The sequence below is a fragment of the Clostridium sp. BNL1100 genome, from assembly GCF_000244875.1.
Lineage (GTDB): Bacteria > Bacillota > Clostridia > Acetivibrionales > DSM-1351 > Ruminiclostridium.
The window spans coordinates 624,647-649,377 of sequence record NC_016791.1 but is presented as its reverse complement, the minus strand read 5'-3'; the positions used below and the strand labels follow the sequence as shown (position 1 = coordinate 649,377).

At 35.9% G+C, this 24,731-nt stretch carries 19 protein-coding genes; 5 read left to right on the top strand and 14 right to left on the bottom strand.

From position 1 onward, the window contains the following. Positions 1-17: 17 nt before the first annotated feature. The 10 genes from CLO1100_RS02865 to CLO1100_RS02820 all read right to left on the bottom strand — a co-directional run bounded on the left by CLO1100_RS02865 (position 18) and on the right by CLO1100_RS02820 (position 11,495). Positions 18-935 (bottom strand): 3-oxoacyl-[acyl-carrier-protein] synthase III C-terminal domain-containing protein, encoded by a 918-nt coding sequence (locus CLO1100_RS02865; RefSeq protein WP_014312253.1) that lies wholly within the window; start codon positions 933-935, stop codon positions 18-20. 30 nt (positions 936-965) lie between these two features. Continuing rightward, the gene (locus CLO1100_RS02860; RefSeq protein ID WP_014312252.1) at positions 966-1,763 is read right to left on the bottom strand and encodes an ABC-2 family transporter protein; all 798 of its coding nucleotides are present in this window, start codon (positions 1,761-1,763) and stop codon (positions 966-968) included. An 18-nt stretch (positions 1,764-1,781) separates the two neighbouring features. Further along, positions 1,782-2,765, bottom strand: coding sequence for an ATP-binding cassette domain-containing protein (locus CLO1100_RS02855; RefSeq protein ID WP_014312251.1), 984 nt, complete (start codon positions 2,763-2,765; stop codon positions 1,782-1,784). Positions 2,766-2,789: 24 nt separating this feature from the next. Beyond that, positions 2,790-3,578 (bottom strand): ABC-2 family transporter protein, encoded by a 789-nt coding sequence (locus tag CLO1100_RS02850; RefSeq protein WP_014312250.1) that lies wholly within the window; start codon positions 3,576-3,578, stop codon positions 2,790-2,792. 28 nt (positions 3,579-3,606) lie between these two features. Then, entirely contained in the window at positions 3,607-4,776 is a 1,170-nt protein-coding gene (locus CLO1100_RS02845) for an endoribonuclease L-PSP (protein WP_014312249.1), read from the bottom strand. A gap of 21 nt (positions 4,777-4,797) precedes the next feature. Beyond that, positions 4,798-6,195: a hypothetical protein gene (locus CLO1100_RS02840; protein WP_014312248.1), complete on the bottom strand. Its 1,398-nt coding sequence runs from the start codon at positions 6,193-6,195 to the stop codon at positions 4,798-4,800. Between the two features lie 29 nt (positions 6,196-6,224). Continuing rightward, entirely contained in the window at positions 6,225-7,985 is a 1,761-nt protein-coding gene (locus tag CLO1100_RS02835) for a non-ribosomal peptide synthetase (protein ID WP_014312247.1), read from the bottom strand. Between the two features lie 37 nt (positions 7,986-8,022). Beyond that, the gene (locus tag CLO1100_RS02830; protein ID WP_041700144.1) at positions 8,023-8,646 is read right to left on the bottom strand and encodes a LysE family transporter; all 624 of its coding nucleotides are present in this window, start codon (positions 8,644-8,646) and stop codon (positions 8,023-8,025) included. 31 nt (positions 8,647-8,677) lie between these two features. Then, positions 8,678-10,237 carry a radical SAM protein gene (locus tag CLO1100_RS02825; protein ID WP_014312245.1) on the bottom strand — a complete coding sequence of 520 codons (1,560 nt, stop codon included), beginning with the start codon at positions 10,235-10,237 and terminating at the stop codon, positions 8,678-8,680. A 382-nt stretch (positions 10,238-10,619) separates the two neighbouring features. Further along, a complete protein-coding gene (locus CLO1100_RS02820) occupies positions 10,620-11,495 on the bottom strand; it encodes a peptidoglycan-binding protein (RefSeq protein ID WP_014312244.1) in 876 nt (291 codons plus the stop codon). A gap of 552 nt (positions 11,496-12,047) precedes the next feature. On the opposite strand from CLO1100_RS02820, the gene CLO1100_RS02815 reads away from it, so the two are divergent. From CLO1100_RS02815 to CLO1100_RS02805, 3 genes are all read left to right on the top strand, one after another. Beyond that, positions 12,048-14,681 (top strand): glycoside hydrolase family 9 protein, encoded by a 2,634-nt coding sequence (locus tag CLO1100_RS02815; protein ID WP_014312243.1) that lies wholly within the window; start codon positions 12,048-12,050, stop codon positions 14,679-14,681. 165 nt (positions 14,682-14,846) lie between these two features. Then, on the top strand, positions 14,847-15,902 hold the full coding sequence (locus tag CLO1100_RS02810; RefSeq protein ID WP_014312242.1) for a right-handed parallel beta-helix repeat-containing protein: 1,056 nt from the start codon (positions 14,847-14,849) through the stop codon (positions 15,900-15,902). A gap of 30 nt (positions 15,903-15,932) precedes the next feature. Further along, on the top strand, positions 15,933-16,850 hold the full coding sequence (locus CLO1100_RS02805) for a hypothetical protein (RefSeq protein ID WP_014312241.1): 918 nt from the start codon (positions 15,933-15,935) through the stop codon (positions 16,848-16,850). 93 nt (positions 16,851-16,943) lie between these two features. On the opposite strand, the gene CLO1100_RS02800 is transcribed toward CLO1100_RS02805, so the two are convergent. Both CLO1100_RS02800 and CLO1100_RS21200 read right to left on the bottom strand, forming a co-directional pair. Beyond that, positions 16,944-18,428 carry a dockerin type I domain-containing protein gene (locus tag CLO1100_RS02800; RefSeq protein ID WP_014312240.1) on the bottom strand — a complete coding sequence of 495 codons (1,485 nt, stop codon included), beginning with the start codon at positions 18,426-18,428 and terminating at the stop codon, positions 16,944-16,946. 560 nt (positions 18,429-18,988) lie between these two features. Further along, positions 18,989-19,117, bottom strand: coding sequence for a hypothetical protein (locus tag CLO1100_RS21200; RefSeq protein ID WP_014312239.1), 129 nt, complete (start codon positions 19,115-19,117; stop codon positions 18,989-18,991). A gap of 309 nt (positions 19,118-19,426) precedes the next feature. Between CLO1100_RS21200 and metF the strand changes: the two genes are divergently transcribed. Next, complete coding sequence (gene metF / locus CLO1100_RS02795; protein WP_014312238.1) at positions 19,427-20,287, top strand: methylenetetrahydrofolate reductase [NAD(P)H]; 861 nt, start codon at positions 19,427-19,429, stop codon at positions 20,285-20,287. A 108-nt stretch (positions 20,288-20,395) separates the two neighbouring features. On the opposite strand, the gene CLO1100_RS19925 is transcribed toward metF, so the two are convergent. Both CLO1100_RS19925 and CLO1100_RS20610 read right to left on the bottom strand, forming a co-directional pair. Further along, a complete protein-coding gene (locus CLO1100_RS19925; RefSeq protein WP_014312237.1) occupies positions 20,396-21,835 on the bottom strand; it encodes a DNA/RNA non-specific endonuclease in 1,440 nt (479 codons plus the stop codon). Between the two features lie 253 nt (positions 21,836-22,088). Further along, positions 22,089-22,244: a hypothetical protein gene (locus CLO1100_RS20610; RefSeq protein ID WP_014312236.1), complete on the bottom strand. Its 156-nt coding sequence runs from the start codon at positions 22,242-22,244 to the stop codon at positions 22,089-22,091. A 915-nt stretch (positions 22,245-23,159) separates the two neighbouring features. On the opposite strand from CLO1100_RS20610, the gene CLO1100_RS02785 reads away from it, so the two are divergent. Then, positions 23,160-24,335 (top strand): dockerin type I domain-containing protein, encoded by a 1,176-nt coding sequence (locus CLO1100_RS02785; protein WP_014312234.1) that lies wholly within the window; start codon positions 23,160-23,162, stop codon positions 24,333-24,335. Positions 24,336-24,731: the final 396 nt, after the last annotated feature.

The window sequence follows — 24,731 nt, the reverse complement described above, 5'->3', positions numbered from 1 at the left end:
ATTTATTTTAATACCCTTTATTTATTAACATATTTAAGGCTTATTCCACTGATAGAACTGGGCCCTGATGCAATGGCAAGAATATTGTCTCCATCGGATATACACCCGTCTGCAATCAATTTTGATAAGTTTATGAATATGTCTGATGCAAAGCAATGAGCATAACCGGCAATTTGCTCCGTATATATTATTTCTACGGGAATACCGATTTGTTTTGCCAGACTTCTGGCAAACCCGGTGCTATAGTTATTCACCAGAACTAATTTGTAGTTGCCGCTGCCCTCCTTAAAGAACTCATCTTTAATGAAGTCCATACATTTCATAAGTTCAATAGAATAATTTGCAAACCCTGAATTATTCAGCATTCTGCTATTATGATACTGTTTAACTGCCAGAATCATAAAGCTGGCTCCATTGGGTTTACCGGATATTATACAACTCCCTGCTCCGTCGCTTTTTATTGAGGAACCGGGTGGTACAATTCTCGATTCCGTTTGACCTGTAACATCCGATGAAACAATCAGTATATCCTTATCCGGGTTCTCACACAGTAAACTCTTTCCAATATGTATGGCGGAGATTACATTTGCACAATCAGATAGAAATATTCCATATGGATAAGCAGCTATCCCCAGTTTGTTAATTACCGTGTTCAACTCTCTGATGTTTGAAATCCTGTTATACGGTTCGGGTTGGGAATGGAAGCTTCCTGTGGTAAAAATCATTTCCTCTATTTGATTGTGGTTCTCCTTAAGAGTTTGTTCAGCCGCCTTTACTGCCAGATCATAAATTGACCCGTTGAATTCCCGGTAATACTTAAGTCCGAACTTTGAGAACATTGCAATAGTACGCTCATCTACTCCATTACCGGACAATGATACAATCTCCCTTTGTTCACCTGTAGCATAGCTTATATTAGATATGTATGTATCCATCTATCCCCCTAAATCCATTAACCTCTGTTATTAACCACCGAATGCAGAGTATTTATTTAATCCGTTTTTCCAGAGTAATCTGCAAATTCCGTATAATACGGCAATCCATACAATTCCAAGCATTATTACACCAAATACTTCGGTATAGCCACCATACTTGTTCTGCAAAATTGTTACCGGTACGTATGCTGTATATTGAAAAGGCGTAAAATCTAAAATTCTTCTAACAAGCCCGGGCATAAGCGTTAGCGGAAATATCTTTCCTGATATTATTGTTAGTAAAACTCCATACCCCATAATAAAGTTTCCAACCTGAGAAAATGTAAAAGCCAGCAATCCCAATAAATAGTACAGTAGAAAGCTGATGAGTATTCCGATAATAAGACTGACCATGAACTGTGCAATCAAAATAGGATCCCAGCTCAGGGTAAGTGATTTTCTGATAAATAGGAATAAAACTGCTGTCGGAGCAGCTCCCCATATAATAAACACTACTTTTCTGGGCAGTTCGTTAAACAAGTGATAGCCCATATAGTCCAAAGGCTTTAACAAATAAGGTATAATGGTCCCGGACCTTATATCGTCACAAACCGTGTAAGCAATATCACATTGCAAAAGGTTGTTAACAATCATCATAATAAAATAATAGGTAAATATTTCATTTAATGAATACCCATAAAGATCAGATGAATAATTATTGATAGACAACCAGATTAATGAGTTTACAGCAAACGGAATGAAGGAGCAGATAATTGTAGTCATAAACTGAAATCTGTATTCCATGTTATTCTGTAAACTAGTATTCATGATTTTTAAATACTTATTCATAAATAAATTTCTCCAATACTATATATATAAATTACAGATAATCTCCTGCATGTCTGCCTCCTCTATACTGATGTCTTTTATGTCATTCATACATTCGCTCATCAATATATTTGTCAGCTGCATAACACTTTCTTTGCTTACCTTTACATTCATTCTCTCATTATCTTCACTGAGAATTTCAACCTTGTGTTCTCCCATTACCGCCTTAATTCTGGCAGGATCCCTGGAACATTTAATCCTGAGAATTTTTGTTGATGTCTGCTTTTGAATAAAATCCTCCAGTTGTCCATTAAACATCAATTGCCCCGAGTCTATTATCATAAGCTTGCTGCATACTGTCTCAATATCATCCAGATTATGACTGGTTAGTATTATTGTAATATTATGTTTTTGGTTGTAGGCTTTAAGCATCTTACGGATAACATTCTGTGATACAATGTCCAAACCTATAGTAGGTTCATCCAGAAAAATAATCTCCGGTGAATGCAGTAGTGAAAGAATCAACTCCATTTTCATTCTTTCACCCAGAGACAATCTCCTTACCTGAGTGTTGATTAATTGACCCACATTTAACAGCTCAACCAACTCGTCCAGTGTATCTTTATACTGTTTTTCTTCAATCCCGTAGATTTCTTTATTCAGGGCAAATGCCTCTATTGCAGGTATATCAAGCCACAGTTGACTTCTGCTTCCCATTACCATTGATATTCTCTTTAAAAAGTCGTTCTTTTTATCAAAGGGATTGTATCCTAAAACATCAACTTCACCGGATGTAGGCTTCAAAATTCCGGATAACATTTTCAAAGTTGTAGTTTTACCTGCACCATTCATCCCAATAAACCCTACCATATCCCCTTTTTCAATAGAAAAACTGAGATTCCTGACAGCTTCCTTACTCGGGATTTCCTTATGTATCAGGTTTTTTAAGCTGCCCCTTATTCCCTCTTGTTTTTTATAATATTGATATGTTTTTGAAATATCTCTTACATTTATGACCTTCATTGTTACCTCTCCTTATATAAATCATCAGCTGGTAGCACTTGTATACTTTTTTATACCTTGTCTGTATAAAACATGGGATAATGCAAAAAAGATAACTGCAATTACAAATCCGGCAATTAAGCTGGAAGTCGATAACTTATGGGATAGATATAAAATCGGATAACTGAATGCTACACCCAAAGGTATCAAATAAGTAAATATTTTCTGTATTATTTTCGGGTATACATTAATAGGTTTATTACCAACTGTAAATAATTCCTGTGAATAGCCTATAATCGCATTAACCTTGATAACCCAGAAAGCCAGCATGGATAATGAGAAGTAGAAGGCGTTTACTATTACCAGTGCACCTATTATCAGCAGTATAAACAACAATACATCGGGCAGGCTTAAATTAGTGGTAATCTTATTTGTATAAATTATAATCATTACTACATTGAAGATTACATTTAAAATCTGACCGACATTGATTAACCGAAAAGACAGAAAGAATCTTTTGTTAATGGGTTTTAATAAAAGTAAATCCAGATTTCCTTGCCGTATCAGGTTTGGTATGTCAATAAATCCTGATGCAAAGAAAAATGAGTGTACACTATCTACAAGTCCGCATATAAATACCAGTAACAGTACTTCATCTACTGACCATCCTGCAATGGAAGTGGTATTTTGATATAATGCTTTGAAAAAAATTACATTTAGAATTACCCACAAGAACTCAAACAAGCCTCCCAGAATAAAGTTAGCCTTATATTCCAAAGCCTGAATAAATGCATATTTTAAAAATTTAACTATAATATTAAAATATCTTAACATTTCTTGTTCCACCTTTTATCATAAATACCTAACACCCACCTGCAAATGTTCCATCCATTTCAAACAGCAAATTATCCCTACACACGTCTGCAACTGTAATCAGTGCGGGCAACTCAATATTTCGCCTTTTGCAGTATTCAATAAATGCATCTATGTACTCTGCTTTTTTTAAGAATACCGTTCCTTCAGTCATGTTGTTTAATTTCATTGAGCTTATATCCAAAAGGGCATCAATTACGGAATATGTCTTATCTATCTGCAATCCGATATCGTCAAGATATACTGTATTCCCCAAATCATCTATTGATGCCGTACCGGATAAATAAACATATTTGCTTTTGCTTGTCTTGTCATCCAGCAGAATAGCCCTTGAAAAAGCGGAACCATAACGCATTGCAGACTTCTGAGCTTTACCCGATTCACTTGTGAACTTAAATTTTTCATAATTTTTAGTTCTTATAGCCAAAACATCTGAGATTACAGTCAATCCGTGGGGATTACCGCAGCTGATACCGGTGCTTGCAGGCATGTATATTTCTTCAGTTTTATCAACAGCAACGGAATCAGACCATAACCCATTTTCTAAAAATACTTTTGTACGTGCTTTATTGAACTCATCATACAGTAATAAAATTTTATCCAAATAAATCCATGTTCTTATAACATTTTTAAGCTGAAAGTCGTATTTGTTAAGGACTTGAATCATTGATTGAAACATCTCATATGTCTGCCCATAGTAGTCACTTTCCTTATTGCCATGAACGGTATGTACCAACATATAGTCCACCGCATCGGTCTTATACAACTTCCCGCAGACTATTCCGTTGAACTCCACATCTTTAATCTCTTCATCACACAAAATGATACCGTGTACGTTAATACCTGATATTCCTTCACCCCAATAAGGAGAACCTTCAATATAACTGAAACATTTGTCTTGTGTATTCAGTTTTAGTTCCTCAGCCCTTATCTTCTGTACATCATGATAAAACTTGCTGGTTCCGAAAAACCTTTCATGAAATACTGTTATGTTATACTTGGTTAATATCTCATAGGCTTTTTTGTATAACAGTGAAGCGGTCTTCAATATATCCTGGTCTTTATTTTGATTTGCAATCGTGATAAAAACTTGTTTTCCGTCAACTGATTTTACATACAAATTATAGTTTTCATTTGATTCTTTAATCTCTATTTTCATATTTTTCTCCTAATCGTAATATTAGCTCAAGTAGTTAAAATGCACTGTTCTAATCTTAAAGTCCTCCATGTTGATACCATCATTTCCGGTATCAAATCCATGACTGACTTTTTTACAAATCTGACGTTTTTCAAAATCATACAAATATAGATATGTGCCGTCTACAAAAACTATGAGCTTATTGTCAGGTGAAACCTCAATAGCAATAATCTCCGTGTTGTTTCCGCAGGAGTTTATATACAAACTGACATCATCCTGACTGCTCAGCTCGTCTTCTCCTATATCCTCATAGAACAAAAGCTCCATTGTATCTGCATCGGCAAAAATCAATCTGTTGGGCTGACCGAATGTACAGATATACGTTTTTCCGCCTACACTGAATATCTTGTGGGACGTATAACGATATCCCTTTTCATAACTGAATGCTCCCTTATGTACCAATTTGTCATCAACAATTTCAAACTTGTCTATTATTGCAGGCTCGAAATAGATTACTCCGTCTTTTACTCCAAAAAAGTTATGAGCAGAGGTATAGACGCAGTTTTGTTTGCTGTCGATTTCAAAGTGAGCAGGACTTCCACCTGTTGTATTATAGTAAGTCTGTTCGTTGGTTTTGCGGTTGATCATCATAATCCTGCCTTGCATGCACTTTATTCCATATTTTCTGCGCATCTCCTGATATAATGCCGCTCTTTCCTCACGAAAACTCATTGGAACCTCACGTCCGACATTAAGTTTAACGGATAGCTTAAAATACATACGACTTAGCTCGTCCTGGGTAACAATCTTATTCTTATTTGTTAGCTCAAATTGTGAGTAACGGAACTCATCACTTAAGAAAAAATAGTCCTTATGGTTCCGTAATACATGAGGAGGGATTGGCTTTCCTTCGAAAGAATTGACTTCGGTAATATCCTTCAGATCAAGAGATATTCTATAGATATGTAGTATTTGCTCAGTATCTACCGCAGACAGATAAAAATACGATGCATCAGTATCGTCTTTATAAAATGTATGGCTGATTTTTTCGAACTTAATTTCCGACTCAGGTATTAAATCCTTCATTGTACAGACATACATCTTTTTTTCAACGTAGTTAATAAAAGTAAAGAATTTTTCATCCTCATTGAAGGTCAAAAAACTCTCATTTTCCTTTACTTGTATTGAATTATGCGGACACTTTGACATATGATACCGTTCTATTTCGTCCTGCATATCCAATATTTGTTTGTTACTGTCACTATATGAATAAATATATGTCATTTTATTATTATTAAAATCAACAAGCACATACGTTATAAAAAATGACATATCATCATTTTTATTAACCATGTAGTATATTAGAGGTTTGGTAAAGTGGGATTTGAAGTTTTCAAAACTAAGCTCCCGAGTAATAACTTTAACATCTAGCTCAAACATGTTTAACCTCCCGTGCATTATATTCACACTCAATCACATGCATTAACTATACCGTTAACGGTAAGGTCCAGCATTACGTCTGTGTATTTTAACGAAATATTCAGTTCATTATTAATTTCCATAATCATCCGAATTGCTTCCAGAGAGGACCCTCCTAAAATAAAGAAGTCATCATCCTCAGAAATTTCACAATTCAGGTATTTAGTGAAAAGTTCAATTATTATTGCTTTTTTATCCTTATCTCCGTAGAAGCCATTATTTTCATTTATCCGGGATGTTTTTTCTTCAAGTTTAAGCTTTTCCCTGTCAATTTTGCCGTTTGACGTAAGCTCAAACTCATCAACTTTAATATATTGCTGAGGAAGCATATATGCAGGTAATTCATTTTTTAAATACCCTGCTAAAAGTTCCTGAATTTTCAAACTATCTGAATCCTTATTAACCGGCTTATAAAAAGCCGCCAATATCTGTGATTCCTGTTCTGTCTTAAAGCATTTTACAACCGCAGCCTCTATCTGATGTATTTCACATATTTTTACTTCGATTTCACCTAAATCTACTCTATTTCCTCTTATCTTAACTGTCTGGTCCTTACGTCCCACATATACAAGGTCATTATCACAGTAGTAGCCGATATCACCGGTTCGGTACATTACCTCGCCCTCTCTGCTGTAGTGTTTGCAAAATGCATACTCTGTTTCCTGAGGCTTGTTAATGTAGCCCTTTCCTACTCCTATTCCACCTATACATATTTCACCTTTAATATGACTATCAGTAATCAGCCTGTTGTCATCATCCAGTAGAAACACTTCCATGTTATCTATAGCATCACCTAACGGAACATAGCTTTTGCGTTCACATTCGTTTAAGCAACATGCTGTAACACAGATAGAAGCCTCTGTAGGTCCATAAAAGTTGTATAGCTTTATGTTGGGATAGTGCTGTGTAAATGCCTTTAGCAGACCAAAAGTAAGTTCTTCTCCACTGCTTACGATTTTTCTTAAGCAGGCCAGCTTACTGTTGCCATTGGTATTTGTATATTCTACAAGTATACGTAAAATTGAAGGAACAAACTGAGAGATTGTGACCCGGGTACTTTCTATAAGATTTATAATATATTCAACATCCATATATCCGTTTTCTTTGGATATAACCAAAGCTGCACCGGATACTAAGGGTAAAAACATTTCCCACAAAGAAATATCGAAGCCGATAGGTGCTTTATGTAAAACTCTATCCTTTGAATCAACATTAAAATATTTTCTCTGCCACTGAATCCTGTTTAAAAACCCTCCGCAATGTATCATAACTCCCTTGGGTTTTCCCGTTGTACCGGAGGTATATATAGCATAAGCCAAATCATCTTGCTGCATTATTTCTGTTGCTATTTTAGGGACATTTGTTTCAGAGAGGTCCTCTGTGGGACAAACCACATTTTTCACATTAAACTTGTTACGCATATCAGAATCGGCAATAAGTGAATCAATACCAGCATCCTTAATTATATAATCTGTTCTGGCCACAGGATACTCAGGAGCTAACGGCACATAAACCGCACCTAATTTCAGAACTGCCATTGCGGCATATATCAGTTCAGGTGATTTTCTTATGCAAACGCCTACATAATTACCTTTTTTTATATTTTTATGTATTAATAATTCAGCCAGCTTGTTTATATTATTCTCTAACTCGGTATATGTTATGGTCTTTCCTTCGAAAATAATCGCAGGCTCATTTCTATATATTTCTACAGCTTTATCAAATAGAGTTATTAAATTAGCATTACTCACAGCTAGCCTCCTTCAAATCAACTATAAAGACCTAGCTTTAAAAAAGCTTAATTAACGATCTGCAAGCAAAAATCCACATAAGGATTGCAGATAAGCGATCCAACAACTTATAATTTCTTTGACTTATGTTGGAATTAACCAGTTTTCCTATGATTACAATAGTGTAAAAAAATATAAAAGATGTAAGTACACATGCTAAACCAAATATAAACTTATCGGCGGTATTGTTGTAGTCAACGGATGCAATGCCTATTACTACAACAGTATCTAAAATAGCCTGTGGGTTAAACATTGATATAGCAAATATATGCATACTTTTCCGTAACAGATTCTTGTTAAAGGCTTCACCTTTTATTTGCTCAACCTGCAACTTTCTTCGCCAAAGGCTAATTCCTATGTACGTAAGGAATCCTACGGAGAAAATATACAGTGCATATATTACAATCTGGTTCTCTGATATTATATTTGCGAATCCACTAACACCTAAAAAAATCAAAATTGTATCGGATAAGGCTGCTGCACTTGCAATAATAAAATCATGCTTTATGTTTTTCTGTGTAAGGCTATGTAATAAAATAAACATATTCTGTGGACCTATTGGCAATATCAGACTTATCGAAAGCCAAAATCCATAACTGGCTATTGAAAATATATGCACCATACTCTGTTAATTCACCAATCTATAAAAGTCTTTATACAAATGCAGGCATTTCACTTTCGCTTTTAGGTGTAAATAATCCTTTAGGCTGGAAGTGCGCAAAATTGTTGGCCTGCTCTTTTGCAACTTTTTCAAAGCTTGCCGTTGCAGTAGATAATGCTAACTGCCAATACATATAAAGATGGTCTGCCGATAATTTTTCAGTATTTAACACTGGCTTTCCATACCCTAACTCATCACAGTTCATCCAGTATTTGCTGAAATCAGTATGATTTATTGTATATCCGTACTTTTCAGGCTCATACCATATAGGAGTTCCGGGGAATGGAACAGGAACCGAAATATGTATTGAATCTGTCAACCCTGTCTCAATAAAGGTCTTGATCTTTTGTATTCTATGCTCAACCGATTTCTTGGTATCTCCGCCCAAACCGATTAACCAGTATGTTTGAACTGTCATCCCTGCATCTTTAACGAGTTGACATTGAACCTCCGTTTTACTTGCTGCATGAGGTTTATCAACGTTATTTAATATACTTTGGTCTTCAGCCTCTACTCCAAAGGCCACCTGAATGCATCCAGCCTCCTTCATTAAAGCAAGGTCCTCAGCATTCAATCTTCCAACGGTTGTCTGACACCACCATTTGATATTGTTTAATTTTCTCTCAATCAACAAATTACAAATCTGGTGTGCATATTCACGATTAATTGAATAGGTCAAATCACCCATGCAATAAAATTCAATATCAAAATTATCTTTCATATATTGTATTTCACTTATAACCGATTCAGGACTTCTTAGCTTAAATTTTCTATCATAATAGTGAGTAATAGTACAGAAGGCACAACCATGCGGGCAGCCTCTTGCAGCAAGAACTCTAGGTACGATCGGACTAGACTCCTGACAAATCAATTCATATGCCGGAAATGGAAGATTGTCTATGTCTACATCTGTAACAAGTCTTCTCGGATTATGTACAACCTTGCCATCTTTCCCCATATACATCAGGTTCTTGACTTCCTCAATACCTCTCTTTCCATCGAGGTATTCCAAAAATTCAAGAGTACTATCCTCTCCTTCTCCTCTGGAAACATAGTCAACCACATCAGAATGTTCTTTCAACAATTCTTCACCGTAAAGTGTGGGATGGAGCCCTCCAAAAACTGTGATTGCTTCCGGGTGGAACTTTTTAATTATTCTTGCTATCTCAATAGCTCTGTTAATTGCAACAGTTTTAGAAGATATGGCATAAACCCTTGCATTCTTAGTCTTTATTGCATTTTCAATATCACTATACTCAATCTTTCTTCCTTCCTTGTATCTCAGGTAACGGTCATAAGCGTAAAAATCAAGAGCATCAACAGCATACCCTGCCTTCAGTAAAGTTCCGGCTATAAAAAAAATGCCATGATTAGGTTCCGATGGAATATCACCTAATAAAACGGCATGTTTATGCATTGCTTCCCAGAATTCTACAACAATCTTGTTTTGTTCGTGTTTTAGCTCATCTGTTAATAGATGCGGTTGTATAAATATCACATCATTCTGTTTCGTAGATTCCATTATTTCCATTATCGGTCTTCTTTTCAGCATATTCTCTACTCCTATTCCTCTTTTTATCCCTTATTTTTTATCCCCTTTTTCTATCCCTAGATTCGCCTATTAAATAACATTTCTTCCAATTTTAATTATATTATTGATTATATTACTGATTTTACCAGTTATCAACTATTTTTTTATTTATTTACAGTTAATTTATTGTTATATTTTGGGGATAGTATTCATTCAAAGCAATTTAATAGTGAACAATAGAAAAAAGTGTAAGAATATATTAATTATAGAAAGTAAAGTGGTATTAAAAGCAGTATTACTGACAAATTTCTTCCCATAAAAAACTTCCATGATTGATATTAATTCTAATATCAATCATGGAAGTTTACACAAAATTTGAAATTAACCATTGTATTTTTACTTATTAACTAATAAGTGAAAGAAAAGTAGAGCTGTCACATACCCCATTTGCGGGTAAGCCATTGGCACTTTTAAATGAATTTATTGCTGATGTTAGTCCAGAGCCAAATATTCCCGGATATTCTACACCATTTGGATCATATCCACGTAACATTACCAGAATTTCAGCTGCGGTGACCATGTATTGAGTTTCTCCGACAGTTACATAATGATTTCCAAGAGCATTACTTGATGTAGTACTCCAAATACCATCAACTACAAGACCTGCATTATAATCTAAATTCATGGCAGTTTGTAAAACTTTAATACCTGCCTTTTTTGTTTCAGCCCCTCTTATGCCATCAGTAGCAATGCTGGAACCGGTAAAGTTGTTAGCTTGAACCTGTCCCTTCTGTACAATTGTATTACCATTTGTTGGGGGAGTACTTCCTTCATTATATCTGAGAATACAATCCCATGGTTTATTGTAATAGCTTCTGATACAGATTTCTTTTCCTGTTTGATCTCCTGCTTGTCCTCCGGTTACAGTACCGTTTTCATTTATACTTGCATGAACGATTTGTCCGTTTCCGATATACATTGCAGTATGTGAAGTTGAATTTAATAACACATCTCCACGTACCAGGCCAGAACCGCTTGATAGCACTACTGATGATATTACATCAGAAAAACCGGTGTTAAGAAAAACATTTTTCATATTACCGGTATAAGTCGCACCATTGCTTTTTACCGGTACACCTGCAGTCTGCCAGGCAGTAATGACGGCAGAAGAACAATCATAGTCACCATACTCACCCCACCTATATCCCTGATCATAGCCATGGGTGTTATCATTTGCCAAGTCAATCATCCATTGTGTTGCAACTTCAATTTTTCCCATAGTAACCCTCCATAAACGATTAATAATGAAAAAAATAAATGAATGGGATATCAGTATACAAAGAATTTATCCCTAATCCTCTGCGACTAAATTCAATTATTCTCTCACTATATTAAGTGTAAAAAACTGATGATTAACAACTTCATATCACTGGTACATCTATTAAGTGGTGTTTTCTATTAAGAGCTGAAACGGTTGTTACACCTGATAATATAACAAGGTATATATTGATAAAGAGGTTAAAGAAAATTTACAAAATTTACTAATTCAACGTAATATGGTAAAATATTGTATATAAATAAGAACCATCATAACCAAACGATAATCAATAGTTGATACATAAAAAATTCCTGAGTTAAGGAATATTCTTACCATTTTTACTAAGCAAAGTTAAAACTTTCTTACTTCATTCTTCAAAAACATATTTACGCACTAATGCCTCTAACTCTATCGATAAGCAATTTTTCCAATGAGATATTGTTTTTAATGCCTACATGAAACACGTATTTGTTGAATGGGCTTAAAAAATAAAATTTTAATTAGGAGGTAAATATGAAAAAAAGGTTAGTAAAAAAAATTGCTATGCTTATGGCAATAGTGCTTATTCTATCCACATGTGTAGTACAAGCATCTGCAGGCGAGTATGAAGGTGCTGGCGACTTGATTAGAAACCACACCTTTGACAATGGAATTGGTCTTCCATGGCGCGTGGTTGAAACATACCCCGCAACAGCTAATTTCGATATTACAGCTGACGGTAAGTTCAAAATAACAGTTTCAAAGATTGGTAGTGCTGCAACCGGACAGAGATGGGATGTTCAGCTAAGTCACAGAGGACTTACTTTGCTGCAGGGACATACTTACACTGTACAGTTCACTGTTACCGCTGATAGAGATTGTCTAATCTATCCCAGAATCGGTGACCAGGGTGATCCTTATTATGAATACTGGCATATAGGTCAGTGGGAATTTCTGCAATTGAAGGCTAATCAACCAACAACTGTAACTCAGACATTTAAGCAAGAAAAGGGAGACAAGAGCAACGTTGAATTTGCTTTTCACCTTGCTCCGGATAGAAGTATGGCACCCTCAGAATATACCGGTACTTTCCGACCAATAACATTTACTTTTGATGATATGTACCTTAAGGACCCACAGTTTATAGGATATCCAAAGACTGCACCAGAGCCTACAAATGTTGTACGTTTAAATCAGGAAGGATTTTATCCGAATTCTGATAAGATTGCAACAGTAGCTACAAGCTCAACAATTCCTATCAACTGGCAGTTAGTTAATAGTACAGGCACAGTAGTTTTTGCAGGCAAATCAACTATTAAGGGGTATGACCATGCATCAGGTAACAATGTTCATATTATTGATTTCTCAAATTACAGAACAGTGGGTACAGGCTACAAGATAGTAACAGATGTTCCTGAGGCCAATACTTCAGACCACCCGACTGACAATGAAAGTATGCCATTTAATATTGGTAATGATATTTATTCCAAAATGAAATATGACTCAATTAAATATTTTTATCATCACAGAAGTGGTATTACAATAGAAATGCCATACTGTGATCAATCACAATGGGCTCGTCCTGCTGGACACACCACTGATATACTGGCTCCCGACCCAACAAAAGATTACAGTGCAAACTACACACTGGATGTAACAGGTGGTTGGTACGATGCAGGAGACTATGGTAAATACGTGGTTAACGGCGGTATTTCTACTTGGACTCTTATGAATTCATATGAACGCGCACTTTACTTGGGAGACACATCAGTTACTCCATTTATAGACGGTTCATTGAACATTCCTGAAAGCGGCAATGGCTTCCCTGATATTCTTGATGAAGCTCGTTATAATTTGAAGACTTTATTGAATATGCAGGTACCGGCAGGAAATACATTGGCCGGTATGGTTCATCACAAAGCCGGTGACGAGCGTTGGCTAGAACTTGCCACACGTCCTGACCAGGATACTATGAAGCGTTACTTGCAGCCCCCGACAACAGTTGCTACCTTGAATCTTGCTGCAATAGCTGCACAGGGTTCACGTCTCTGGAAACAGTATGATGCTGCTTTCGCAACTAAGTGTTTAACTGCAGCCGAAGCTGCATGGGATGCAGCTGTTGCACATCCTAATATATATCCTCCGCTCAGTAGTGCTCTTGGTGGAACTTACGCTGAAACCTATTTTAGGGATGATTTCTACTGGGCAGCTTGCGAACTTTATGTTACTACAGGTTCTCAAAAGTATCTCGACTACATAAAGAGCTCACCTCATTATCTCCAGGAACCTACTGAATTAGCCGGTGGTGAAGATATAGGACCTACAGGATGTTTTGACTTGGATAATACAGCCGGGATGGGAACAATAACTCTTGCTCTGGTTCCTAATGGTCTGCCTGCAGCCGATATAGCCAAAGCCAAAGATAACATCATGGCAGCTGCTGACAAGTTCATATCAATTGAACAGGTGCAGGGTTATGGAGTACCTATAGAAGAAAAGAAATTATCTGATACATTAACCGGATTCCCTTGGGGCTCAAATTCATTTGTTGTTAATAATGCAATCGTAATGTCATATGCTTATTTATTCAGCGGATATAATTTCAATGGTCGCAACAAATACTTAAACGGTGCTATAACCGCAATGGACTATATCCTCGGACGTAACCCGAACGTTCAGAGTTATGTAACAGGTTATGGTGATAACCCCCTTGAAAATCCACATCACCGTTTTTGGGCATATCAGGCAGACAATTCATTCCCGCAGCCACCTGCCGGATGTATGTCAGGTGGGCCTAACTCAGGATTACAGGATCCTTGGGTTAAGAGCTTAGGTTGGAAGCCAGGTCAAATGGCTGCAGAAAAATGCTTTGTGGATAATATCGAATCTTGGTCAACAAACGAATTAGCCATAAACTGGAACGCTCCACTGGCATGGATGTCAGCTTTCCTTGATGAAGAAGGCCGAACAGAACTACCACCTATTATTAACTTAGGTGATGTTAACGGTGACGGAGAAAAGGATGCTATAGACTTTGCATTAATTAAGAAGGCTCTTTTGAATGGAGATACTTCAATTCAGAATGCTGACGTAAACAATGACGGCAGTGTTGATGCTATGGATTTGGCATTATATAAGTCATTCTTGTTAGGAAAAGCAAATTTCTAACAAAGGTGATTTAGAACTTTTATATGGGATAATAGGAATATATTTTATACTTTCCTATTATCCCATTCTATTACAATTAAAGTTTAATGCTTGGTTTCGTTATTACCTAAATATGTTATTATATGGTAAAATATACATAAAACATTAAATTACGGAGGTGTATACATGAAAAACAAGGATAGACTTAAGGGCTTCTTTTCAGGAATAATATTTTCAGTAATAATGGGGGCATTTGCATTGGGAGTAACAGTTTTTGCAGCACCTATAGAAAGCAAGATATCAGTTATGTATGATAACATTAAAATCTATGTGGATGGAGTCATTTTCCAACCTAAGGACGCTAACGGTAAAGATATTAAGCCTTTTATTTCAAAGGGAATTACATATTTACCTGTTGCAGCATTAAGTAAGGCTCTTGGAAAAGACGTTAGTTGGGATGGAAAGGCAAAGAGTATTTATATAGGAAGACAACCTGATTCAAAAGCTAAAGAAGTAACGGTTTCTAATGTTAATGAACTGTTTGACGCACTTGGTTCTAATAAACATATTAAGCTGAAACCGGGAACTTATAATATTTCAGATTTGAATCAGGATTACAGTAAAAGTAGAAATATTTATTGGGAAAGTGTGTACGACGGTAATGAATTAATACTGGATGGAATTAATAATCTGACGTTGGAAGGTTTGGGGGATAAACCCGTTGAAATAGTTGTTGAGCCAAGATATGCAAATGTTCTGACGTTTATAAACTCCAGAAAAATATCTATAAAGAATGTTAAAGCCGGGCATACCATAGAGAAGGGTGAGTGTGTAGGAGGTGTATTTAACTTTGATTTATCAAAGGATATAGATATATCAAACAGCATTTTATATGGATGTGGAACTTACGGGATTATAGCAAAAGATACTGAGAATTTGAAATTTAATAATTCCATAGTTGAAGAGTGTACATATGGAGCAATGACATTATATGATTGCAAAGATTTTGTGTTTGCAAATAGTGTAATCAGAAAGTGTGAAAACTTTAATCTGATTGAAATTGATTCTTCAACAAATATTGTATACGACAAATGTGAGATATCTGATAATACTTCAAGTGATGTTTTGACAGTTCATTTATCTAATGGTGTTAAATTTACTAATTGTAAATTCAAAAATAATAAATCATTTGATCCCAATCTTTTTCCGAATGTTGATTTTACAGGAACTACTTTTGAATAACATAATATAAACGTAAAGGAGACTATTGAAATGAAAAATGCAATTAGAAATTTATTGACTCTTACAGTTATTTTCGCAGTAATGTGCAGCTTTGTTACCTCTGCGGCATCATACCCCTCGCCAGCAGCCACATATGATATTTACAATCTTGTGAGAAATTCGTCTTTGTCAGCCGGATGCTCAAAAATGGTTCCGCAAGGAATTACCTTTGCAGGGGATTATCTGTTAATTTCTGCGTGTTGTGAAGAAACCACTAAACATAATTCAGTCATATATGTTTTTAATGAGAGTGACAAATCTTATTTTGGAACAATCAAATTACCCGGCACTGCGCATGTAGGAGGAGTAGCTTATGACTGCGACAGAAGCGGCAACATATGGGTTTCAAATGGAAATGCCGTTGGATGTTTTAAATACTCCAAATTAGCCGAGTGTAAAAATACAGTCTTAAGTATCTCATATAACAGGGTAGCTAATTTGAGCTATCAAGCTTCAACTATGTGTTATGACGCAGTGAACAATTATCTTTGGATTGCACAATTCGATAATACAAATCAAGACAATTCATTTGCACGCTGCTATGCTGTAGAGGGTAAGACATCAACCAGTCCAACACTTCCATATCAATTCCAGATTTCAGTTCCTCTTAAAACCCAGGGTATTTCAGTCAGAGGGGACAGAATGATGATATCCTCATCTTATGGAAGAACAAATGATTCAAAATTGTATTCATACACATGGAATCAAAGCACAAAGATACCCACATTGAAAAGCACAACAACACTTCCTCCCTTGTCAGAGGGTGTAGTAATGGGTACTACCTATGCATATATTGTCTATGAATCCGTATCACCAGTGTATTATAATCAACCTGATGATAATGGTAATTATTGTACATACCCTGTAAGATATTTCGCTGCCTATAATATTTCGAACTTTGGGATATAAGGATGGGTTCCTTTGAACAAAATCTAAGCCCCAAGAAAGTTAATTCGCTTTCTTGGGGGCTTTTATTATCAATCAGATAGTATTTGATTATACTTAAATTTTACCTGGGAAAGTAGTTATTTTACCCAGTAAGTATTGTTTAAGCAGTGAGAAATCCAATGCGTCTACTGTTCCGCTAGCATCTAAATCAGCTGGCTTTATATCGGCCAAGGTTTCCATTCCTAAAAGATGCTTTTTCATAGCCATTAAATCCAGTGCATCTATGGCACCGTCTGAATTAATATCACCTAATTTAATAACCGGTGTTGGAGTTCCAAGGTCTGCAACAAAGGTTGTAACGCTTTGAGCAGGAAGTTGAGCTGTAAATGTACCTGCTGAAACATTAATATCTGAACCTGCTGCAACATTCTTGCTGCTGTCAGTTATCCATGTAGCTACCTTTGTTGCTGATGCTGAAGCACCATTTTGCATAATAAATTTTTGACCTATTGCAGAAGTGCCTTTGTTGATTGCAACAATAACAACTTTATTATCCCCTTTATAAGCAGAAACGAAAACGTTGGTATTAGGATTCTTTGTAGCGTCAACTCTAGTATATCCGGGACGAACAAACTTTGAGAACTGAGACATCATAGCACCACGCTTACTCATGGTACCATCCTCTTTCATAGGGCCGTATTGTCTGCGGATAAACCACCATACATATGTCTGGAACTCTGCTTCAACCATTGCATTGTGCATATGGTTTGCAACTTCCAATGCTTCCGGCCAGCGATCGGCGGAATTAGCTTCACTGTTAGGATAGTAAACTTCCGTCATCCACAAATCTTTTCCTGCTCCCTTTTGTTTGAAAAGAGGATATGGGAAATTGCTCACTTGAGTACCATAAAGGTGGGCACCGAGAATATCCAGGTTGGCAAGAGCCTGAGGATCATTTAAAATGGGATCTGACATAGTTTTAATATATTGAAAAGATTCAGGTGCTATTACTCTGCAATTGATAGTTCCGGCATAATCCTTCATAAAAGTAAGCATTTCTTGTGCAGTCCACCAGGTCCATTCATTTGCGTAATCCGGCTCATTCTGGATTGAAATAGCATATAAATCAACGCCATTTTGCTTCATATACGCAACAAAATCGTTCAGATGCTGTGCATATGCGCCATATTTTGCAGGGATAACATGCTTTTGACCATTAACAGTCTGAACCATGTCAGCAGGGGGATTCCATGGTGAGGCAAAAACTATTGCACCGTTTTTAATTGCTGCTTTTGCAGTATCCACTTCTTTAGACCAAGTAGTTTTATCCGGGTCTACATGTATTCTTAAAATAGAAAAACCTAACTGACCATTACCATTACCAAAAGCAGTCTCTCTTTGGTCAGCTGTCAAATCCGAACCTTGCCAAGCAGGGTAGTTCATTCCTCCAAAACCACGAATCACTTGCTTATCGGCAGATAAATTTACTGTTACATCGCTGGCTGCAAAGACCTCAGATGCAGGGGCAACAAATACCATTGAAAATACAATCAAGCAAACCATTAAAACACTAATCGTCTTTTTAAAGCTCAAAGTCATTCTTTTCATCTCCTATAAATAATATTTCAACCATTAAATCGGTCGATTAAAAAGCCGGCCATGCTGCTTTTGCATAACCAAATCAACAGCTTTCCCTATATGAAACCGGTTAGTATAAAGAAAATGAAAATGTTTATATGGATTGTAAAAATGAGTATCTGACAGAGCTACGCAAAGAAAAATGCTGCTAAACTCAAGAGAAGAATCATATAACAGGCTGTTGCTTTTTGAAGTATCACCTCCCATTCTTGATATAAAGCAACAATCTAGCCTTTGTTTTAATTATACGTTATATTATAAATAATTGCCATAATTACCAATAATATTCGCTATTTAAACATGCTGGAATCGGTTCTAAGTGCAAGTCATCATGGTATACCTGATAATGAGATAATCAGGCAACAGTTTCAATATTTATATAATCCGGCCAATGGTGATTACGTATTAGAGAAGTTTAGAAAAGCCTGTCCGGGATGTTATCCGGCAACAGACAGCTTCTATGATAAAATTAAAAATAAAAGTAGCAATGAAAGAGGCAAAGTGGAACTAGTCCATTGCATCTAATTATTCTTAACATAAATAATAGCTATTCTGTATATGTCTTTTTTCCTTTCATCAATTAATTCAGCAAAAGCATTTTTATTACCCTTTATAGCACTTCTTACCTTTTCTAATTCAACAGCTGTCATATTTATCTCCCACTTTTTGATAGAGACCTAGCCTCTCATTATAATTAGACAATTGATAGGATAAAAAGGTTTTGTCTTTTATCAATTTTCTTTAATTATTTATATAACATTAACTTCTGTTAATTTCTATATTGTGTTGTATATTTATGTTATAATCAAATAAAATGCACTAATCATTTAAATTAGTCTTACACAATTCATAACTTTATGAATTAAGCAGAACAACGCACCTTTGTTGGAGAAGTGATAATAATCCTCGATAATCTTTGTATGGCAGTAAATTTATAAGTACAGATAGGAGATTAATATATGAGAATACAAGAAATTTTTGCAAAGAAAATGCCTGTGTTATCATTTGAAATATTTCCACCTAAAAGGGATTCTGAACTAAAAGATATAGATGAGACCCTTGCTATTTTGAGTGAACTTAGCCCTGACTTTATAAGCGTTACCTTTGGTGCAGGCGGAAGCTCTAATAATAATAAAACAATTGAAATAGCCAAGAAAATCAAGCATCAGTATGGTATCGAAACATTGGTTCATCTTACATGTTCAAGCTATACAAAACAAGAAATTGACAGCTTTATATCTATACTTAGTGAAAATGGTATCGAGAATATTTTAGCACTCCGAGGGGATAAAAATCCCAATGTGTTAGAAAAGAGTGATTTTCATTATGCTTCTGAATTAACCGGATATTTGAATAAGGCGGCTAATTTTTGTCTCGCAGGTGCTTGTTACCCTGAATGCCACCCGGAATCAAAAAACAGAATTTCAGAAATAAGCCATTTAAAAGAAAAAGTTGATGCAGGCTCTAATTTTCTTATTTCACAATTATTTTTTGAAAATGAGTTTTTCTATTCATTTATTGAAAGCTGCAGGATAGCAGGAATAAATGTACCTGTAACTGCCGGAATAATGCCTGTTATCAATAAAGCTCAAATAGAAAGAATAGTAAATTTATGCGGAGCATCACTGCCAAACAGATTCAGAAAAATACTCAATAGATATGAGAATGAACCAACAGCACTTTTTGATGCAGGGATGTCATATGCTCTCAGTCAGGTTATTGATTTGTTGGTAAATGATGTGGATGGAATACACCTGTATACCATGAATAACCCTATAGTTGCAAAGAGGATCTGCGAAGGCATCAAGAATATTATTTAAGAAAAAGTACCTATCATAATGAGGGATCGGCAGAATAATTTCTACCGATCCCTTTAAACATACAAAAAAACTTTTTATGTTTTGATGCACATTTTAGATATTATTATATTAATTTGTAGGACCATTATCAGTGCTAGCTTCAATAATATTTTGGATACTAGCGGACACTGAGGAAAGGAAATCATAGCCAGTCAGGGCCTCGATGCTATCTACACTTACCCGGTAGTTGCCCCATGGTTTACTACTACATGTCTGATCATTTGGCATCAAAACAGCTATTACTCTGGTTTGCGTTGTTATACGGCTAATATCATTATTTCCGTTAGGCAGTACTACAATGATCTTCCAGGTCTTAGCCGGTACCACAACACCGTTCCCCACAGTAGTCATGTATCCATTGGATCCTGTTCCGCCAGTTCCGTAACCTCCCGATATAATATATAGCTCGTTACCGGCTGAAACAAGTGTGCGTCCATATGTCTCCAGGTTGTTCCAGGTAATCTGGTTGTTATTTGGGGCTTGTGGTATCATATTGGTCATCAGGAATGTTGCAGAATTGTTAACAACAGAAGATGTACGGTCTGCGGAGGGACACATATGCCCTCTATCAAACCCGCTACCAGAAAATTCGCTTGCAGTAACCTCGTACCACCCTGACGGCAGTGTTGTGTCTGCACGAAAATCATCCTGTCGGGAAGCACTGCCTAAATCAGTTGAACCTAGATGCCAACTGACCCAGTTAGGCTCGTGTTTGCTGTTATTATAGGAAAGATCGTATTGGAGCTTAACCATCAGATAGTTATTGGAATTGGATGTACTGCTGGTAGCACCGCTTGGATTACCTAATGCTATATTATCATTATCGGTAGCGGTAGGCGTGGGTGTTTCAGTACCAAGATACGGTTCCTCTTGAGAAAAGGAATTCTGAGGATTTATGCTGCTTGTAATATACAGGTCGCTTGCGTTATTATTAGTGTCCCAGCCATTACCTTGACCCTGGGTTGTTCCACCATTGTTGTCTTTACGTTCTGCACTTGTAGTATTGGAAAGTGTACCTACCGGAGAAGTTTCCGAATCGTTTGTAGAACCAAAGCCTACAAAATCAACAACATTTGAGCCTGTTGAACCGGATACCGCTGTAGTAACCTTTGCCAATACAACCTTTCCGCTGCTTGCACTTAAGTTTATAGTACCTGTTACATCGGGAGTGGGTAGGTTAACAGTGCTACTTCCTCCGCTTGCTTCCTTAACCAAGAAGTATTTATGTGCACCTATGCTTCCTGATAAATTTGTGATGTTATTGAATGAACCGGCGGCAGAAGCGTACTGAACAGACCATCCGGATAAGTTTATACTGGAATCTGTCGGGTTGTAAAGTTCGATAAAATCATTGTTGTAGGACGAACCACTGTTTCCCCCACCACCGTAAACTTCACTGATAACAACATGAGATGCCGAAGCAGCATCCACAGTTGAGCTAAGAAAAATACCTGTAAGGCTGAAAAACACAAAACACGAACACATTAATAAAGAAATTTTTTTTTTCATATACCTATTCTCCTTTGTTAAGATTAGTGCAGATAAAATTTGTATTTTACAGAAAATTTAATAAAGATTTTTTATATTTTATTGGAATATAATACCATATATCTACACTCACCTACAACTTATAATTGTATTATTATGGAAATATTAAGGTAGAGTAATTTCTTTGTTAAATCTATTTACGGATGTCCAGAAATTGAATTTGGTGTAAGAAATAAAGTCCCATCGTCAGGACCATGATTATCTTAGGTTGAAATTATTGTGTCATATGTGACAAAAATGCCTGCTCCCATTTCTTTTTCAGTTCCTCAGAGGTATACGGGGCCTCTTTAAAAACAACCCCTTCTCTTATTAACCTTTTTTCCACTTCTCTCCTGTTTCGCTCTTTCTCCATTTCCTGAAGCTTGGTCATTTCCCCCATTATCCTACCCAATTGGCGAAGTTGCAAATCTTGGTCCGTTTCATCTAAACTGTTAATTCTCTGAGATTCTTTTTTAAAAACAATTCATGTAATTAGCAGAATGGTTTTCTAGAATATCGATCCATTCCTTTTCGTTAATTGTCTCATCATCCCATTTATAGTAGTTCATTGCCATTTCATACTCCAAAAATGTTTTAGGCATGTTATAAATTACAAACACAAAAGAAATTAATTATATTTATTTCAAATTAATAATTCCTTTTGTGTTTTTATAATGAGTCCTTTTGTTATTTAATTAATACCAACAATGTAAAATCATAATGATGCAATCCACTAGTTCCCAACCTCGGATGATTGTTTTGAACAACACCATCTTTACACCTTATTAGTATAATTTTGTAAAATACGAAAATTTACTATACTATTACCTTTAATAATTTACAACATCTTTTTGCTTATCCTTAACAACATTATTACATATTAAACTCTGCAATTTCGGTTCATATACAATCAAACTTTCTAAACTTTTATTAATGAGTTCAATAATTCCTCACCAACATTTCACAATATGTCTTCTCTTTTCCTTTAAATTCTCTGAATTTGCTCAATATGAAAGTCCTTGTACAGTTCCCTTACATACCTTTTAATTCCTTCTGCCGATCCATCCGATAAATCTATTCATAAATGCCCTCCTAAATAAAGACAAAACAGTGACTATGTGTACTTCCCTATTTCCTTTAGATTGATATAATGTAAATTCTTGGTGTGCATTTTTACAAAATATTGTAAAATAATTATATACGCTACACCTATATTTTGAAAATTCGTTTGGTTTGTAAAATGTTTTTTCAAAATAAATAGATGATGAAAGTAAAATAATTTTTTAATTTTAAAGGAGGATGTATCGTGATTTTGAAAAAAGGTTTTAAAAAGAGCTTGTGTTTTATTCTGTCGAGTATCATGACCCTCAGCATGGTGGCTACTGCTAATATGTCGGTATCTGCAGCTGATGCTAGTGAGAAAGTTTTCAAACCGCTTCCTTATGAGTACAAAATGACTAGTTCAAAGCAAGGTACTATTGAAAGGTTAAGCTACAATTTTGGTAATGGTACTAAATATTTTAACGTCTATCTTCCTAACGGATATAACCAGTCTGATACTTCTAAAAAGTATAACGTTGTATATCTGATGCACGGTGGCGGCGAAGATGAGAATTTATTATTCGGCGGACCAGGTCAGAACAAGGAATTAAAGGTAATAATTGATAATATGATTGCAAAAGGAGATACTGAACCGGTTATAGTTGTTACACCTTCATTTTACAAAGGTAATAATGATGTTGCGGGTTTTCCTCAGGAATTGAGCACTACACTTATTCCGTTGGTTGAAACCAAATATAATACCTATTTAAAATCAAAAAGCACTGCTGATATGAAGGCTTCCAGAGATCACAGGGCATTTGGCGGATTCTCAATGGGTTCGGTATGTACCTGGTATACATATATTAACTGCCTTGACTATATTAAATATTTTATGCCTTATAGTGGTGACTGTTGGGCATTAGGTTCAACAGCTGGAAGCAGTAAACCAACGGAAACAGCACAGTATCTGGCAGATGTTGCAAAGAAAGCCGGTTATAAAGCACCGCATGACTTCAAGCTGTTCTGTGCTACAGGCAGTGATGATATTGCATATCCTAATATGAAACCCCAGATAGATGCAATGAAAAAACTAACAGATACTTTCATATATTCATCTGACATAAAAAACGGAAACTTCTATTTTATGGTTGCAAATGGTGGTACACATGCATGGAATTGGATTAATCAGTACATTTATAACGTATTGCCGGATTTGTTTAAAGATATAGCACCGGTTCAAACCTTGGGTGATCTGAATAACGATGGTTCAGTTGACTCGACAGATTATGCTCTCTTAAAAATGCATATGCTCAATATAACACCGCTTACGGGAGATGCTCTTAAAAATGCTGATGTGGACAGAAACGGACAAGTTGACTCCATTGACTTTGCAATGATTAAAATGTATCTACTTGGCAATATATCATCTTTCTCTTTATAGAATACAGCAGCTAAAGGATCTTCCTTGTATCACAGGGGATTAACAGTGGGCACATGTGTTAAACAGTAAATGGTTCTCTGGTCAAACAGGTTCAACTTAAAGTAGGAGCAGAATATATGCTCCTACTTTTATTTTATTATTTTATTTTTGATCCAAACTGCCATTGTTGTCATTGATGTTGGCTTTTCAGAATCGAGGAAGCAAAGCGTCAGGCTGAAATCAATTCCCCATCCAGAGATCAGATTTACTACTACCTCAGCCAGGATTCCGACATAAAAAACAAAAGCCTGGAAGATCAGAAACGGATCATCCAGACTTATGTCGTTAAAGTTATTGTCTACAATGATAGGATTGACACCTATACAATTGTGGACTTTGATGGTGGAGGCGAACCGT